Annotated in this window: 13 protein-coding genes and 1 other annotated feature; of the genes, 9 read left to right on the top strand and 4 right to left on the bottom strand. The window is 56.8% G+C overall.

Annotation, left to right across the window (positions count from 1 at the left end):
• Positions 1-84: 84 nt before the first annotated feature.
• The 3 genes from NE562_RS13015 to NE562_RS13005 all read right to left on the bottom strand — a co-directional run bounded on the left by NE562_RS13015 (position 85) and on the right by NE562_RS13005 (position 1,921).
• Positions 85-516, bottom strand: a complete 432-nt coding sequence (locus tag NE562_RS13015; protein WP_280962865.1) for a DUF2500 domain-containing protein — start codon at positions 514-516, stop codon at positions 85-87.
• Between the two features lie 4 nt (positions 517-520).
• On the bottom strand, positions 521-1,447 hold the full coding sequence (locus tag NE562_RS13010) for a reverse transcriptase family protein (protein WP_280962864.1): 927 nt from the start codon (positions 1,445-1,447) through the stop codon (positions 521-523).
• A gap of 246 nt (positions 1,448-1,693) precedes the next feature.
• A complete protein-coding gene (locus tag NE562_RS13005) occupies positions 1,694-1,921 on the bottom strand; it encodes a helix-turn-helix domain-containing protein (RefSeq protein WP_280962863.1) in 228 nt (75 codons plus the stop codon).
• A 162-nt stretch (positions 1,922-2,083) separates the two neighbouring features.
• On the opposite strand from NE562_RS13005, the gene NE562_RS13000 reads away from it, so the two are divergent.
• The 7 genes from NE562_RS13000 (at position 2,084) to NE562_RS12970 (ending at position 10,100) form a co-directional block, all read left to right on the top strand.
• Positions 2,084-2,356 carry a hypothetical protein gene (locus NE562_RS13000; RefSeq protein ID WP_280962862.1) on the top strand — a complete coding sequence of 91 codons (273 nt, stop codon included), beginning with the start codon at positions 2,084-2,086 and terminating at the stop codon, positions 2,354-2,356.
• A gap of 94 nt (positions 2,357-2,450) precedes the next feature.
• Positions 2,451-3,326, top strand: a complete 876-nt coding sequence (locus tag NE562_RS12995) for a hypothetical protein (protein WP_280962861.1) — start codon at positions 2,451-2,453, stop codon at positions 3,324-3,326.
• A 16-nt stretch (positions 3,327-3,342) separates the two neighbouring features.
• Complete coding sequence (locus NE562_RS12990; RefSeq protein WP_280962860.1) at positions 3,343-3,804, top strand: hypothetical protein; 462 nt, start codon at positions 3,343-3,345, stop codon at positions 3,802-3,804.
• Positions 3,805-3,875: 71 nt separating this feature from the next.
• Positions 3,876-4,113 (top strand) — a binding site (T-box leader).
• Positions 4,114-4,174: 61 nt separating this feature from the next.
• The gene (gene pheS, locus NE562_RS12985; RefSeq protein ID WP_280962859.1) at positions 4,175-5,194 is read left to right on the top strand and encodes a phenylalanine--tRNA ligase subunit alpha; all 1,020 of its coding nucleotides are present in this window, start codon (positions 4,175-4,177) and stop codon (positions 5,192-5,194) included.
• Positions 5,195-5,403: 209 nt separating this feature from the next.
• On the top strand, positions 5,404-7,812 hold the full coding sequence (pheT, locus tag NE562_RS12980; protein ID WP_280962858.1) for a phenylalanine--tRNA ligase subunit beta: 2,409 nt from the start codon (positions 5,404-5,406) through the stop codon (positions 7,810-7,812).
• Between the two features lie 75 nt (positions 7,813-7,887).
• On the top strand, positions 7,888-8,133 hold the full coding sequence (locus tag NE562_RS12975) for an IreB family regulatory phosphoprotein (protein WP_280962857.1): 246 nt from the start codon (positions 7,888-7,890) through the stop codon (positions 8,131-8,133).
• Between the two features lie 62 nt (positions 8,134-8,195).
• On the top strand, positions 8,196-10,100 hold the full coding sequence (locus NE562_RS12970) for a YgiQ family radical SAM protein (RefSeq protein WP_280962856.1): 1,905 nt from the start codon (positions 8,196-8,198) through the stop codon (positions 10,098-10,100).
• Between the two features lie 270 nt (positions 10,101-10,370).
• Here NE562_RS12970 and NE562_RS12965 read toward each other — a convergent pair whose 3' ends face one another.
• Entirely contained in the window at positions 10,371-11,687 is a 1,317-nt protein-coding gene (locus NE562_RS12965) for an aspartate aminotransferase family protein (RefSeq protein ID WP_280962855.1), read from the bottom strand.
• Positions 11,688-12,031: 344 nt separating this feature from the next.
• On the opposite strand from NE562_RS12965, the gene NE562_RS12960 reads away from it, so the two are divergent.
• Both NE562_RS12960 and NE562_RS12955 read left to right on the top strand, forming a co-directional pair.
• Positions 12,032-13,528 (top strand): aldehyde dehydrogenase family protein, encoded by a 1,497-nt coding sequence (locus NE562_RS12960; RefSeq protein ID WP_280962854.1) that lies wholly within the window; start codon positions 12,032-12,034, stop codon positions 13,526-13,528.
• Between the two features lie 466 nt (positions 13,529-13,994).
• Positions 13,995-15,014 carry an ROK family protein gene (locus NE562_RS12955; RefSeq protein WP_280962853.1) on the top strand — a complete coding sequence of 340 codons (1,020 nt, stop codon included), beginning with the start codon at positions 13,995-13,997 and terminating at the stop codon, positions 15,012-15,014.
• Positions 15,015-15,061 lie beyond the last annotated feature (47 nt).

Here is a 15,061-nt window from a genome sequence, read left to right as displayed (position 1 = left end):
GGCCGGTTTCCGTTTGGAAACCGGCCTTCAGGCTATCAAAATAGCCGCCGCGCGGCAACGCCATATCACCTATGAAGCGCCGTTTTATTCCGCGGCGCCTCGGGTAAAGCCTAAGTACCGCGTGCCCTGAAACTTCAGCATGCCCTCATCCTGTTCAACCAACATGCCGTATTCCCGCCCGCTGACGCTAAACTCCATCCGGCCCCCGCTTGTGACCTCAAAGGTGACGTAATAATCGGTCGAGCTGGTCGTGTGATCCATCCCCATATTGTCCGCGTCGTGATGGTGGCGAATGTTCACATCCGTCCGCCGGGAAACCACCTTTGCTCGTACCTCTAAGATGGGCGATTGGTTATTCTCATGCCATTGCTTGGCCCCGCGCACCACCGCGACCACGAAAATGCCAATCACCACGACGAATGTCAGGATCACTATGATCGGCACAATCGAAAATATGCCCCGTTCCATCGAGCTCATGCCGATGCCGTTTAAGTCAAAATCATCCCCTACATACATTGTTTTACCTCCCTTTTGTCTGCTGACTAATCCATTCTTTGCAGTCTATCGCGTCCCGATTAGCAGGATCGGCCAGAAGGATAAAATTCGCCTTGCCCGCAAGGCTTCGCAAATACGCTTCCACGGAAAGCGCGCTTTCCGTGCGCCTCAAATGCTCCTCCACGCCAAACCGGCGGCAGTAATACAGCTCTTGCCGCAGTGCGCGGCGATATGCGGCGGGCGTGCGCATTTTCTCATTCACGGTAAGGCCGGTCACGGCCTGCCGCTGCCCCGCGTTCATGCGTTTGGTTTTGGCTTCATTTAATAAAAAGCCGCGTTTCCGCAGCGCGGCGGCGGCAAATTCCCGCACTCCCTCAAGCGATCCATCGCCGGAAAAGGTCATGTCATCGCAGTAGCGCGTATAACGGATCGCCCGCTTTGCGCAGTACGCGCCCATTTCCTCATCAAACTCGCGCAGGATCAGGTTAGCAATCCATGGCGAAGTCGGCGCCCCCTGCGGCAGCGCGTCCCGGTAGTAGCAAAGCATGGCAAGCAACACGCGCAGCGGTTCGGCATAGGTATCCGCCGGAAAGGCCGCGTCCTTCACCTGCCGGTACAGCACACTGTCGAAAAATCGACAAATATCGAGCTTTAGCACCGTCCGCCTGCCCACATGCGGGCGGGCGTTTTTGATGATACCGCCGCCAAACCGGTACGCCGTCGCATAGGGCGATATCGGCATGCGGCACAGCAGCGTCCCCGCGATACGGCGCTGCACGCATTTCAGCGTTTCATCCGGCACGGCCAGCAGCCGTACGCCGCCATCCCGTTTGGGTATTTGTGCCATGCGGTAGTGCGCGTCCAATTGGTTGCTCACCGCGTACAGCGTTTGCAGCCGCAGCCCTAAATCACGCGAAAGGGTGGAAGCCTCACGGTAAATGATCCGATCCAACGCAAGGCCCCCCTTTCCCTTTCCCTTTCCCGGCGGAACAAAACAAAGTGCATGGCGAAACGCGGCGCGGTATGGAATTGCACACAGCGTGTGCCGATATACCGTGGCGCGGCTTCGGCTGAGCGAAGCGAATACGGTTTGTATTTGCGAACCGGCGGCGACTCGCCGCCGGCGCCGGTAAAGCCGGACGATCGCTTTTGTTCCTCAAAGCCATTGTAACCGATGGCGCGCCGTCCTGCAACTCTTTTAGTCACGAAATTCCAGCAGCTTGTATGCCGGTATGTCGAGCGCTTCCGCGATATCGAAAAGCATGTCCATGGAAATACCGACAGAGGCCGTTTCGATCTTGCCGATACTGTTTCGCGAAACGTTGATCTTCTCCGCTAAATTGTCCTGTGTAAAGCCGTTGTCCTTCCGATAATATGCAATATTTAAGCCCAGTTTCCGATATTTGTCTGAATGACGAAAATCCATTATACCACCTCAAGAATATTTTATCTTTGAAGCAATCATTTAAAAATTTCTTCAAAGGGATTATTTACTCCTTGTCAATGTGCAAATTAACATTTATAATCATTATATGCAGTTTTGCAATAAACAAATCAAAAATATCAAATCGCAAATGAGGTGTAAAAAATGTATCTGCCCCATTACAACGGCTTCTATCATTTCTGGAACGCCAACAAACCGCGCCGCCTTCGCCAGTCCTACTTTCAGCTGCTCCAACTGGAAGATGCGGTATGCGCCGATATGCCGGAGGATAAAATGGATGCTTTCATTGTTTACGCCCTTGCGGCGGAGCGTTTATCCAATGAAAGCGCGCACCATTTTTACCGCTGCGGCAGGCAGCGCGGCCGCAGGCGCGCCCGCGTACGTACCCGATTTGCCGCTCGCTCCAAGCGTGGTTAACGCCGCGGCGGTCCGCCCTTGCGCCGCCCTCTCTCCGGTGCTATACTGAGGGAAACCGCCGGGAATGATTTCCGCGCCGCAGGGAGGGCCCGTCATGAAAAAGCACCGCCTGTTTGCCTTTTTGTCGATCGTCTGTTTGCTGTTGGCCGCGCTGCCGGTCTTCGCGCGGGCCGATATGGGCCCCAAGCCGCAGATCACCGTTCGCGTGGTCAATCCGCCGTCGGAGCCCTATTATCTTGACCTGCTCATCCCCGTGGAGGAAGCGGGTGATTGTGATAACCTTACATGGAATGGTTTGAATGAACTTGATGGATCGCTTGTTGACGCGCTGCACTCGCTTGAAAAAGGCACGTTTTCCCTCGCATTGCTCAGTGGCACCGTTGGTCCGCTAACCGGTTCTCTCATTCCAGAGAACAATACCAGTATATTCGGCTATCACAGCGTACCCAAGTCTTTTTCAATCGCCGTAGCGTGTGCGGACGGTACAATTAAGCAAACACCGCTGGTTAAACGCACTGCTTTTCAGCAGGTATTTACATATGACTACTCAGCGAACACCGTGACAGCCCAAAGCGCTGTACGGGCCTACGTTCGGCAATTCGCCTATACCTGTAGTATGACGCTCTTTTTTGAGGGGGGCGTGTTGCTACTGTTCTTCGGTCTTTCAGCGGGCAGGCGCACATGGCTTATCTTTCTGCTAACCAATGTAGGCACACAAATTTTTCTTACCCTTACATGGGGTCCAATGGTCATTTCCGGTGATTTCTCTCAGGTGGATGCCTTTCTGGCGCCTTGGCCGCTTCTTTTGCTTGAAGCGGCGATTTGGATTTTTGAAGCGCTTATCTACAAAAAATTCTTCCGTGTCGGCTCGGTACGGAGACGCGTCACCTACGCCATTATGGCCAACGCGGTCAGCCTTTTTGTCACAATCTTCAGCGTGTCTGATCTGATGCGTTTTGCGAATCGCTAGATGTGAGGGAGCCCAAATGAAACACTTAAAGCGCGTTCTTCTTCTTTTCACCGTTCTGGTCATTGCAGTGCTGGCCGTTATCATCTGGCACACCGTCGGGGTCTATCGGGCCGTGCACGCCGAGATCCGCACCGTCCATATGGATCAGCTTGAACAGCAGATTGGCGGTGAAAAATTGACGCGGCAAGAACTACGCAATGGCAAAGTAATGGTGGACGGCGTTACCCTGCACCGCGCCGTCTATTACCCGCAGGCGGAAACGCTGGTCTGCTTTCTCGAAAACGAAGATCCCCACCGGGATATCTACCTTGAGGGCTTGCCGGATAAAAACGGCGGCGCCTTTCCCGAACGGCACGGCATCTCCTTTGTATATTTTGAAGCGGTCTCTCCCGCAGACCTCGACCGCGCCCTCATCGTCGACATGACCAACTGGGACTTTGATACATCGAACCCGGTATCCCTCCCGCTTTCCGGCTGACGGGCGGAAATTTTGTATTTTCCCCCTTGCAAAGCGCCGTAAAGTGTGCTTTAATAGAAATGTTATATAGGAAAACTGCGATGAACAGGGAAAGTAGCGTCTTTCCCCTCTTTTCAGAGAAGGCGGCCTTTGGCTGTGAACCGCCGAAAGAGATTTGACGCGAAGTTCCCCTGCGAGCACCGGCGCTGAACCATTTTCAGTAGGCGCAGGCGATTTGACGCCCCGTTACCGGCGTTCAATGAGGGCCCGGCCATGCCGGGAATCAGGGTGGTACCACGGAATGCGTATGCTGCGCCTTTCGTCCCTATTTTTACGGGACGAAAGGCGTTTTTTTCATCCCGGAACAAACTTTCACGAAGGAGAAATCACCATGAAGGAAAAGCTGCAAGGCATTTTGCAGAGCGCCAAGGACGAGCTTGCAAAGGCGGCAGATCCCCGCGCGCTGGACGCCGCCCGCGTTAAGTTTCTGGGCAAAAAAGGCGAACTGACCGCCCTGCTCAAGGGCATGAAGGACGTTGCCGCGGAGGAGCGCCCGGTCGTCGGCCAGCTCATCAACGACGTGCGCGCCGAGATCGAGACCATCATCGAAAAGCAGAAGGACATGATTGAACAGGCCGCGCTGTCCCATAAGCTGAAAAACGAAACGATCGACGTGACCCTGCCCGGCGAGCCGGTCATCATCGGTAAAAAGCACCCGCTGAACATCGTGCTGGATGAATTTAAGGAGATCTTCCTCGGTCTTGGCTTCTCGATCGCAGAAGGGCCGGAGGTCGAGCTGGATCATTATAACTTTGAAGCGCTCAACATCCCGAAGGACCACCCCGCGCGCGACACGCAGGATACCTTCTACATTTCGGACAACGTCGTGCTGCGCACGCAGACCTCGCCCATGCAGGTGCGCACCATGGAAAAGAAAAAGCCGCCGATCCGTATCATCGCGCCCGGCCGCGTTTACCGCTCGGACGCGGTGGACGCCACCCATTCCCCGCTGTTCCACCAGATCGAGGGCCTTGTGGTCGATAAGGGCATCCGCATGTCCGACCTCAAGGGCATTTTGGAGCTGTTCGCCAAAAAGCTTTACGGCGACGATACCGTCGTCCGTTTCCGCCCGCACCACTTCCCCTTCACCGAGCCTTCCGCGGAGATGGATATCCAGTGCTACCGCTGCCACGGCGAGGGCTGCCCCCTCTGCAAGGGCGAGGGCTGGATCGAGATCCTCGGCTGCGGCATGGTGCACCCCAAGGTGCTGGAAATGAGCGGCATCGATCCCGAGGAATACTCCGGCTACGCCTTCGGCATCGGTTTAGAGCGCATGGTCATGGGCCGCTTCAAGATCGACGATATCCGTCTGTTCTATGAGAACGACGTACGGTTCCTGCACCAGTTCTGAGCCGAACGGCTGCCCGGTAGTGCAGCCCTGCAACGAATGAGTAATTAGTAATGAGTAGTTAGTAATTGTGGACACCGCCAAAGGCGGTCATAAGATGACGCGCTCCGTGCGGTGCCGCTACTAACTGTTCTGAAATCATCGCGCTGCGCGCGATTCCTTCCATTACTAATTTCTAATTCCTAATTACAAATTAAAAAGGGGTTCTTCAAATGAAACTGCCGCTTTCTTGGCTTTCTGATTATACTGATATTTCCGGCGTCACCCCCAAGGAGTTCGACGCCAAAATGACCATGTCCGGTTCCAAGGTCGAAGAGGTCGTCTACCTTGGCGAGGAGATTGAAAACGTTGTCACCGGCAAGGTGCTCTCCGTTACCGATCACCCGGATTCCGACCATCTTAAAATTTGTCAGCTTGACGTTGGACAGGGCGAACCCGTCCAGATCGTCACCGGCGCGCCCAACGTAACGGAAGCCTCCGTGGGCGAGATCTGCCCGGTCGCGCTGCACAAATCGGCGCTGCCCGGCGGCGTCAAGATCACGAAGGGCAAGCTGCGCGGCGTGCCCTCGAACGGCATGATGTGCTCGTTCCAAGAGCTGGGGCTGACTCACGGCTGCGTGCCCTACGCCTGCGAAAACGGCATTCTGTTCCTGCCCGACGGCACCCCCGTGGGCGAGGATATCCGTAAAGTGGTCGGTCTGGACGACTATGTGGCCGATTTCGAGATCACCTCCAACCGGCCGGACTGCCTGTCCGTGATCGGTCTGGCGCGCGAGGCCGCCGCTACGTTCGACCGTCCGTTCAGCGTCAAAACGCCAGAGGTGAAGGGCGTGGGCGACGATATCGGCCACTATATGTCCGTCGAAGTGCGCGATCCTGACCTGTGCCCGCGCTACACCGCGCGTCTTGTCAAAAATATCAAGATCGAGCCCAGCCCCGCGTGGATTCGCGAGCGCCTGCACGCCGCCGGCGTGCGCCCGATCAACAACATCGTCGATATTACGAACTACGTTATGCTGGAATACGGCCAGCCCATGCACGCGTTCGACTACGCCTGCCTGTCGGACGGCAAGATCGTCGTGCGCCGCGCGCAGAACGGCGAATCCATCCAAACGCTGGACGGCGTCGATCACGATCTGACCGATAAAATGCTCGCCATCTGCGATCATGATAAGCCGGTCGCCGTCGCGGGCGTTATGGGCGGCGCCAACTCCGAGATTGAGGACGATACGAAGACCGTCGTCTTTGAATCCGCCTGCTTCCACGGCGCGACCGTGCGCGTCACCGCCAAGGCGCTCGGCATGCGCACCGAGGCCTCCGGCCGCTTTGAAAAGGGGCTTGACCCCCGCATGACGCTGTCCGCCGTCGACCGCGCTTGCGAGCTGGTGGAAGAGCTCCACGCCGGCGAGGTCGTAAACGGCGTGATCGATGTGGACAGCTCCGATCCCGCGCCGAAGCGCCTGCCGTTCGAGCCGGACAAGATGAACGCGCTGCTCGGTCTTGCGATCCCGGCGGACGAGCAAAAGCGCCTGCTGGAAAAGCTGGACTTCACGGTCGAGGGCGGCGAGGTTGTCGTCCCCTCCTTCCGCACCGATATTCTCCGCATGTGCGATCTGGCCGAAGAGGTCGCGCGCATGTACGGCTACGACCAGATCCCCACCACGCTCTACGCGGGCGAAATGGTGCAGGGCGAATACACCCCCAAGCAGCAGGCCGAGCGCGAGGTCTCGCTCATCTGCCGCGAAGCCGGGTTTGACGAATCGATGAGCCATTCGTTCATCTCCCCCAAGTTCTATGACATGATCGGCTGGCCGGAAAACGATCCGCGCCGCGTGTCCACCACGATCCTGAACCCGCTCGGCGAGGATTTCAGCATCATGCGCACGACCATCCTGCCCTCCATGCTGGATTCGCTGGCCCATAACCACGCGCACCGCAACCCGTCGGCATCCCTGTTTGAACTGGGCACCATCTACACGCCCACCGTAAGGGACGGCAAGGCCGATCAGACCATCCTCCCGCGCGAGGAAAAGATCCTCGCCCTCGGCTCGTACGGCAGCCGTTCGTTCTTCCAGTTCAAGGGCGTGATCGAAGCGATTGCGCACGAACTGAACATCAAGGGCCTGTCCTTTGAGACCGAATCCGAAAACCCGTCGTACCATCCGGGCCGCTGCGCGCGCGTCATGGCGGGCGATCAGCGTCTCGGCGTATTCGGCACCGTGCACCCCACCGTATGCAAAACCTACGGTCTGTCCGGCGAGGTGCTTGCCGCCGAGCTGCACATGGACGTGCTCTTCGCCGTCATGGACCCGACGCGTCTTTATCACGCGCTGCCCAAGTTCCCGGCTTCCACCCGCGACATTGCCGTCATCGTGAACGACGCGGTACCCGCGGCTTCCCTGCAAAAGGCGATCGAGCAAGCCGCCGGCTCTATTCTGGAGAGCGTCAGCCTGTTCGACGTATACAAGGGCGAAAACATTCCGGAAGGGAAAAAGTCCCTCGCCTACTCGATGAGCCTGCGCGCGCCCGACCGTACCCTGACCGACGAGGAATGCGACAAGGCCATGCGCGACGCCATCGCCGCGCTGGAAAAAGATTTTGGCGCGAAGCTTCGCGGATAAGACTTTACTTTTTCCTCGTTTTGTATTATCCTATAGGTAGACGAAACGAAGGAACGACCCGGAAAGGAGACAGACATGCTTGACGGTACGAGAAAATTCAGCCTTGTAGATGAGAACAATAAAGAAATGAAGCGCACGCTCACCGCGGTATACGATGCGCTCAAGGAGAAGGGCTATAACCCGATCAACCAAATCGTCGGTTACCTCCTCTCCGAGGATCCCACCTACATCACCAACCACAACAACGCCCGTAGCCTGATCTGCAAGATCGACCGCGACGAGTTGATGCAGGAACTGGTGCAGTACTATCTCGATAACTGATGAAACAATAAATAACCGTTTCCTTCAATCGGGAAACGGTTATTTTTTTGCAAAGGTGTAAAATGAACGATTTTCTCCCCATTTCCAAAGAGGATATGACCGCGCGCGGCTGGTATTACTGCGATTTTCTGCTCGTTACCGGCGACGCTTATATCGATCACCCCTCCTTCGGCACCGCGATCATCTCGCGTGTTCTCGAAGCGGAGGGGTATAAGGTCGCGATCCTGTCCCAGCCCGATTTCCGCAGCGAAAAGGACTTTCTCGCGATCGGCCGCCCGCGCTACGCGGTGCTGGTCAACGGCGGCAATATCGATTCCATGGTCGCCCACTACACAGCCGCCAAAAAGCGCCGTTCAGACGATGCCTATACGCCCGGCGGCAAAGCGGGCGCCAGACCCGACCGCGCGGCCACCGTATACGCCATGCTGGCCCGCCGCGCCTTCCCAGAAACGCCGGTCTACCTCGGCGGGATCGAAGCCAGCCTGCGCCGTTTCGCCCATTACGACTATTGGGCGGACCGCGTGATGCCCTCGGTCCTTGTTTCCTCCGGCGCGGACGGGCTGATGTACGGCATGAGCGAGCGCTCGGTACGCGAACTGGCCAACAACCTAAAGCACGGCAAAAAGGGCGCGGAAGCGCTTTTCGGCGTGCGCGGCACGGCCTACCTGACCCATACGGCGGAAAACCTGCCGTTTCCCGCCGTCCAATGTCCCTCGTTGGAGGACGTTTGCGAAAGCAAGGCGGATTATGCCCGCTCGGTCAAAATGCAGTATGACGAACAGGATTTTGTCACCGGCAAAGCGCTGCTGCAGCGCCATGGCAAGCACCTTTTGGTGCAGAACCCGCCCGCCAAGCCGCTTACCACCGCCGAAATGGACGAGGTATACGCCCTGCCCTATCAGCGGGCCTATCACCCCTCCTATGAAGCAGCGGGCGGCGTGCCCGCCATCCAAGAGGTGCAGTTTTCCATTATCCATAATCGCGGCTGCTTTGGCGCGTGTAACTTCTGCGCGCTCGCGTTTCATCAAGGCCGGTTCATCTCGGCCCGCAGCCACGAAAGCGTGATCGCGGAAGCCGAACAGATCGCCGCCAGCCCCGGCTTTAAGGGTTATATCCACGATGTCGGCGGACCGACCGCCAACTTCCGTTTCCCCGCCTGCCATAAGCAGCAGGAGCATGGGCTTTGCAAGGACAAGCGCTGCCTGTTCCCCTCTGCCTGTAAAAGCCTGCAGGCCGATCATTCGGATTACCTGAATTTGCTGCGCGAACTGCGGCAGGTTGAAGGCGTCAAAAAGGTCTTTGTGCGCTCCGGCCTGCGGTATGATTACATGATGGCCGACCATAACGACGCCTTTTTCCGCGAGCTGGTGGAGCACCACATTTCGGGCCAGCTCAAGGTCGCGCCCGAGCACATGAGTGATAACGTTCTGTATTATATGGGCAAACCATCATTTTCTGTATATGAATCCTTTCGAGAACGGTATGCCCGCATCAACCAAAAGCTGGGCCGCAAGCAGTACCTTGTGCCCTATCTGATGAGTTCGCACCCGGGCGCTACCCTGCGGGACGCGGTAGAGCTCGCCTGCTATTTGAACCGCGTCGGCTATATGCCGGAACAGGTGCAGGATTTTTATCCCACACCGGGCACGCTGTCCACCGCGATGTATTACGCGGAGCTTGACCCGCGCACAATGAAGCCGGTCTATGCCGCCAAAACGGCGGAAGAGAAGGCGATGCAGCGCGCGCTTTTGCAGTGGCGCAAGCCGGAAAAGCGCCCCATCGTGCTCGCCGCCCTGAAAAAGGCGGGCCGCGAGGATCTGATCGGTTTTGGCAAGGAATGCCTGATCCGCCCCGCGCCGGGCACAAGACCGCCCGCCCCAAAAAAGACTGCAAAGCCCGCGTATGCCGGAAAGAAGCCCGCTCCCGCCCGCCGTAAGGGCTGGGCCAAGTCCAAGGGCAAGAAATAATCGGCTTGATCAAAGGCAACCGGCCCCGTCTTTCGCTGAATGCGAAAGACGGGGCCGGTTTTTCTCTGCCTGACAGAGTGCTGAAATAGAAGGATCGACAGGGATTAACTTGCCGCGTTCGGTTTGCCGCCGCCCATGCTCAGAAACGGCGGCAAGCCGAACGCCGAACGCAGCCACGGCCGCGTATACGAACATTACATAAGATTTTGAGAGAGAATCTGAAGAGCGATAGAAAAATGAGAAACAAGTATCCGGTGGACTTCCTATCTTTTAAAAGGTCTTAAAAATATCATCCATCCGCGTGAGCGTTTCGTCGATGTCCTTCTCGGTGTGTGCAATGGTGATGCCATAGTGCGCCGGGGATACCGGGCCCGCCGTATCGTGGAACCACAGGCCGCGCGGCAGGCATTCGGTAACGAACTTTTTATACATGGACCGATCCAGCTCGGCCGCGACCTTGCGGAAATCAAAGTCGTCCTCGGTGTTTTCCACGCCGAAGTAAATGGCAAAGCGCGCGCCTACGCCGCGGCAGTGGCCCTTCTTGCCATGCTTGGCAAACAGATCGTCGATACCGCGGTACAGCTTGTTGCCGATCTTCTCGATCTGATCGTAAAAGCCGGGCTCCATCGCCATCTTAATGCACTCGATCGCCGCGATAACCGGCATATAGGAGCCTGTGTAGGTGCCGCTCACCGTGGTCTTGCCGATGGGGTTGAGGCAGTTCATAATATCCGCACGGCCGCCGAACGCCGCGATCGGCAGGCCGCCGCCAATGGCCTTGGCCATGGTGGTCATATCCGGCGTAACGCCGTAATATTTTTGCGCGGAGCCCGGACGCATACGCAGACCGCAGACAACCTCGTCAAAAATAAGGATGATCTTCTCGCGGGTGCAAAGCTCGCGCACCTGCTCTAAGTACTGCTTGCGCGCCTCATAGCAGCCGCAGTTGAAGCTGATGGGCTCTAAAATAACGCAGGCGATTTCGCCCTTGTACTTCTGTACCGCGTGCTCCAGCGCGTCGATATTGTTGAACACCACGTTCACGACGCTGTCCTTCGCGTTCTGCGGGAAGCCTTCGGAATCCGCCGCGGTCTCGACCTCGCCGTACTCGTCCGCCTTGCCCACGCCGTTGTGGTTGAACCAAATGTTCTCATGCATGCCGTGGAAATGGCCTTCAAATTTCAGCACCTTGTCGCGGCCGGTAAAGCTGCGCGAAACACGGATTGCCGCCTGCGTCGCCTCTGAGCCCGTGTTGGCCAACCGGACGCGCTCGCAGCTCGGGAACACCTCGCGCAGAAGCTTGCCCAATTCCACATGGTACGCGGTATCAAAGTTCATGAAAAAGCCCTTGTCCATCGCGCGGCCGATGGCCTCGCGGATGCGCGGGTGGTTGTGGCCATAAAGGCCCGCGCCGGCGCAGGTGTGGTAATCGATGTACTCCTTGCCGTCCGCGTCCCAAACATGGCTGCCATCCGCGTGATCGATGTATAGCGGCTGCTTCAGCACTGCGTTATAGCGCTGTCCCGCCGAGGCGCCCGCCACAAAGATCTGCTCGGCCTCGCGGTAAATTTCCTGTATGCGGCTCATACAGTCCACTCCTTTTTATCGTTTGTATTTGAGCATGTGTATCAGCGGCTCCTTAATTATTTCAACCGTTGATATATGTCATGTTTTATTTATAACACTCAATCCCTATTCTGTCAACACTTATTTTAATGGTTAATTTAATTTACCTGGTTTTCTGCTGTTTTCCATCCTATTCAAAACATTGCATTTGTCATTCGACAAGGCCTCCCTTTTTCATTATATTTTTTAATTATTAAAAAAAGTGTTGACACCATATATTTTATATGTTAAATTAAAGCTAATAAAAAGCGGCGGTCAAACGTCGCTCCACCATACAACATCGTCAAAATAGGAGGAACAAAATCATGCGCATGATGGAAATCATCGATGAATCGACCGGTAAGGTAGTGGGCAGCGTCCCGCACTACGACGGCAAGGAGATCGCGGAAATGGTAGACGTCGCTTACGCGGCGCAGCCCCGCTGGGAAAAGGTGCCGCTGTTCGAGCGCGGCCAGATCCTTTACAAGTTCTGCGACCTGATCGACCAGAACCGCGAGGAGATCGCAAACTACATGTCCTGCGAAATGGGCAAGCCCATCCTTCAGTCCCGCGCGGAGACCACCTACGCCGCCGAGATCGGCCGCGCCAACATCGAAGTGGGCAAGCACATGTACGGCGAGGTGCTGTGCGACAGCTCCGAGGGCTACGAGGATCACGTGGTCATGGTCCGTCACGAGGCGCTGGGCGTCGTCGCGGCGGTCATCCCCTTCAACTACCCGGTCGAGCTGACCCTGCAAAAGGTCGTTCCGGCGCTTCTGATGGGCAACACCATGATCGTCAAGGCATCCACCACGGCCCCCTGCTGCGTCAAGAAGCTGATCGATCTGGCGATCGAAGCCGGCGTGCCGCAGGACGTGCTGCAATTCGTCACCGGCAGCCGCGAGGACTGCACCGAAAACCTGCTGACCAACAAAAAGGTCGCCTGCATCGCCATGACCGGCAGCACCGAGGCCGGTGCAGAGATGATGCACGACGCCGCGCCCACCATCAAGAAGGTCATTCTGGAACTGGGCGGCAACGATCCCCTCATCATCACCGAGGAAGCCGCGAACGATCCCGAACTGATCGCCAAGGCGATCGAGTGCCTGTGCTGGGGCCGCATCAACGAGAACAACGGGCAGGTCTGCGCCTCCCCCAAGCGCACCATCGTACATAAGAAGGCGCACGATGTGTTCGTCAAGTGCCTTGTGAACTTTGTTTCCACCCTCAAGCGCGGACACGCGACCGATCCCGAGGCGCAGCTGACCCGTCTGGTCTCCACCAAGGCGGCCGAGCGCGTCGAGAAGCAGATTCAGCACACCATCGATCAGGGCGCGAAGCTCCTTTACGGCGGCAAGCGCAACGGCCCCGAAATGGACGTGACCATTCTGGACAACGTGACCAAGGACATGGATATCGCGTGCGATATGGAGGTATTCGGCCCCGTCGTTCCGATCATCACCTTTGAGACCGATGAAGAAGCCGTCGCGATCGCCAACCAGAGCCAGTACGGCCTGTCCGCCTGCGTGATCACCAAGGACCTAAAGAAGTCCTTCTACTACACCGAGCACGTGGAATCCTCGGCGGTATGGGTCAACGGTTCCAGCGCGCTGCGCCATAACGACCAGCCGTTCGGCGGCTGCAAGGGCACCGGCATCGGCAACGAGGGCGCGGGCTACTCCTGCGCTGAGTTCACACGCCTAAAGACCTACGGCTTCTGCGACGTTTCCCCCAAGGAGCGCCTGTACGAGCATGCCGACGGCATGGGCGATTTCCTTTCCAACTTCCGCGCGCAGGTCGCGCAGCAGATGAAGGATATGTAAGCACCTGTATGAAAAAGGGCGCGCCGCGTTTTTGCGGCGTGCCCTTTTTGCGGCTTCCCCTCCCGCGCTTCACCCAACACAAAAAAGCCGTCGCTTATGCGACAGCTTCTTTGTTGTTCGATGCAGTTATATTATGATTTTGTGCGGCCGCTTCATGCGTTTTTCCAATAACGCCGCAGCGGCACGGCGTTTTCAGCGTTCCTTTCCGCTATCGCAGCACCTCCCTTCCCCGTCAACGCCTCATGGCGCGGATTTATTTTTGCACTTATTCTAATAGTTTATATTATATATCAATAAATAGCAAGGCTTTTTTTTTATAAAATTTACAAACACATTTTGTCACCGCCACACTGTTCATTTCGCTTTACAAAAGGGTGCTTTTAGGATAAAATATAAATAAAAAATACTTAAAATAAATTGCAAAATATATTGCCGTGCCGAAATGCGCGGTTCGGGAGGTTAACCCATGACTATCAACACCGCTATCGACATCCGTGAGCGTAATTTAGAGCGCATCCGCAGCGCGATCCAGCGCCACGAGACCTGCACCAAAACAGAGATCGCGCGCGAGACCGAACTGAGCATGGCGACCACCAGCACCGCCTTGAACGAAATGCTGATCAGCGGCGAGATCGCCAAGATCGACCAGACCGGCGTCAGCATCGGCCGCCCAGCCGATATATTTGCCTATAACCCCGATCACCTGCATACCCTCGCCATCTGCACCACCATGAAAAACGGTACGGATGCCGTGGAATACATCATCGCCGACGCGCTCGGCCGAATCATCCAGCGGGAAAGCCAGCCGATCGCCTCCGTCAGCGCCGAGCTGCTCGAAGCGCTGGTCACCACCTGTATCGTGCAGGACCCGCTCATCCGCACGGTCGGCCTCGGTATCCCCGGCCACGCGCAGTCCGGCTGCATTACCCAATGCGACATCGCCGCTTTGGAGGGCGTGGACTTCGCATCGCGCATCCGCGCCAAGCACGACGTTGCCGTCGTCGTGGAAAACGATATGAATATCATCACCTATTGCCTCTATCAGGAGCTCGATTGCCCGCAGGACGATTTTGCAGCCCTGTATTTTCCCACGCAGGAAAACTCCTTTGTCGGCGGCGGCTTCATCATTGGGGGCCGCCTGCACAAGGGCTGGACGATGTTTTCCGGCGAAGTGAGCTATATCGCCCGCGCCTTCGGCTTTTCCTCGGCCGATCAGGCCGCTCTGCCGCGAGAGCGCGGGGCGTTCTGCCGCTTTGCCGCGCAAATCGTAACCACGGTCGTGTGCACGATCAACCCGCCCCGCATCGTTATCATGGGCGAAGCGCTCGCGGAAACCGACCTGCCGGATATTTGCGGCTATTGCCGCCAGTTCATTCCCGCCCACAACGTGCCCGAGCTGCGCATCGATAACAATATCTTTGATAACTACGCTGAAGGGTTGGTCCGCCTCACGCTCGACCATGTGCTCTTCCCCACTCTGATATGAGCGGAGCAATCCACAAAACCGGCAGCGGTTTTATCTACTTATTTTAC

This window comes from Butyricicoccus faecihominis, from assembly GCF_024462775.1.
GTDB lineage: Bacteria > Bacillota > Clostridia > Oscillospirales > Butyricicoccaceae > Agathobaculum > Agathobaculum faecihominis_A.
Note: the sequence above shows the minus strand (reverse complement) of the source record. Positions and strands in the feature narration are given on the sequence as shown.

Coding starts and splice junctions, on each gene's coding strand:
- NE562_RS12965 (WP_280962855.1), bottom strand. CDS start 11,687: ATGAGCCGCATACAGGAAATTTACCGCGAGGCCGAGCAGATCTTTGTG.
- NE562_RS12995 (WP_280962861.1), top strand. CDS start 2,451: ATGAAAAAGCACCGCCTGTTTGCCTTTTTGTCGATCGTCTGTTTGCTG.
- NE562_RS13015 (WP_280962865.1), bottom strand. CDS start 516: ATGTATGTAGGGGATGATTTTGACTTAAACGGCATCGGCATGAGCTCG.
- NE562_RS12970 (WP_280962856.1), top strand. CDS start 8,196: ATGAACGATTTTCTCCCCATTTCCAAAGAGGATATGACCGCGCGCGGC.
- pheT (WP_280962858.1), top strand. CDS start 5,404: ATGAAACTGCCGCTTTCTTGGCTTTCTGATTATACTGATATTTCCGGC.
- NE562_RS12975 (WP_280962857.1), top strand. CDS start 7,888: ATGCTTGACGGTACGAGAAAATTCAGCCTTGTAGATGAGAACAATAAA.
- NE562_RS13005 (WP_280962863.1), bottom strand. CDS start 1,921: ATGGATTTTCGTCATTCAGACAAATATCGGAAACTGGGCTTAAATATT.
- NE562_RS12955 (WP_280962853.1), top strand. CDS start 13,995: ATGACTATCAACACCGCTATCGACATCCGTGAGCGTAATTTAGAGCGC.
- NE562_RS13000 (WP_280962862.1), top strand. CDS start 2,084: ATGTATCTGCCCCATTACAACGGCTTCTATCATTTCTGGAACGCCAAC.
- pheS (WP_280962859.1), top strand. CDS start 4,175: ATGAAGGAAAAGCTGCAAGGCATTTTGCAGAGCGCCAAGGACGAGCTT.
- NE562_RS12960 (WP_280962854.1), top strand. CDS start 12,032: ATGCGCATGATGGAAATCATCGATGAATCGACCGGTAAGGTAGTGGGC.
- NE562_RS12990 (WP_280962860.1), top strand. CDS start 3,343: ATGAAACACTTAAAGCGCGTTCTTCTTCTTTTCACCGTTCTGGTCATT.